At 32.8% G+C, this 1,327-nt stretch carries 1 pseudogene; it reads right to left on the bottom strand.

From position 1 onward, the window contains the following. Positions 1-185: 185 nt before the first annotated feature. Positions 186-1,327: pseudogene (locus tag V7183_RS25435) on the bottom strand (alpha/beta hydrolase family protein); the annotation flags it as partial.

Raw genomic sequence — 1,327 nt, 5'->3', positions numbered from 1 at the left:
GGTACAGGGAGCTTAATGCCATAACGTTGCTATACAATTGTAAGTCAATGTAGTTGCTAGAGTATTATACAGTGGAAATTCACATGGAAATCATAGAGCTACAATGACAGGCTAAATAAGAAAAAAAGCTTCCTTATGAAGACTGTTTCATCTTTATGTATTCTGTAAGGATATCCATTTATTAATCATAAAACTCTAAAATCTTTCATACTTTCTCCAAGAATATAGTGTAAAAACCACATCAAATTCTGCTTCATAATAGCCACATTAATTCCTGGCTGGTCAGAACTATATGCCATTCCTTTAAATATAATTAATTCTGTATCAACTTCCATATCCCTTAATCCTTGATATAGCTCATATGCATTTGGAGTTGGGACTCTTGCATCCTTTTCGCCATGTTGGATTAGAGTAGGAGTACAGGCTGATTTAATATATGTCATTGGTGATGTTTTAGTATATATCTCTGGATCATTCCATGGATTATTTCCTAAATACATCCTAATAAAGTAAGGTATATCTGTATTTACATAATGGGTACTCCAATTAGTAATTCCACCTCCAACTGAAATAGCTTTAAATCTACTACTAAATGTAGAGCAGAAAGCTGATATATATCCACCGTTGCTCCATCCCATAACCCCTACTCTATCTTTATCTGCAATCCCTTTGTCAACTAGTTTATCCACTCCAGATATAACATCATCGTAGTTAGCAATTCCCAGTTTTCTATAATTTGCTTTTAAGAATTCATTACCATAACCCGAACTTCCCCTGTAGTTTGGTTCTAAAACTATAAAACCTTTTTCTATAAACTGTTCAATAGGATATTTCTCATTAAAACAGTCTGAAAATATTGGAAAGGATGCCCAAGCCGGACCACCATGGATTACCACTAATAAGGGATATTTTTTATTTGCGTCAAATTCTACCGGGGTTGATAAAACTCCCTCTATTTCAAGACCATCACTACTTTGCCATGAGATTATTTCCCTGTTACTTTTAAGCTTTCCTTTGAAAAAGCTATTTTCATTCGTTATTTTTTTATCGTCTAAATAGATTTCAAAGGTTTCATTTGTAATAGCCTTATTATAGGATATATGATTTCCATTCCTTGTTATAGAAGCATCCATTATAAAGCTATTTATTTTTTCGCTTAACATTTCTATAGTGCCATTCTCAGATAACAACCAATAAGATAATTAGTTTTATTCTGCCATCTAATCAATATTCCTTTAGCTGTCCACCGTAATGGAATAACCGTACTATCAAAATCTGTTAAAGGTTGAATTAGCTCTCCATTATTAATATCATATATCTCTAGCGT

Origin of the sequence: Bacillus sp. JJ1127 (genome assembly GCF_036965845.1) — a bacterium.
Taxonomy (GTDB): domain Bacteria; phylum Bacillota; class Bacilli; order Bacillales; family Bacillaceae_G; genus Bacillus_A.
Note: the sequence above shows the minus strand (reverse complement) of the source record. Positions and strands in the feature narration are given on the sequence as shown.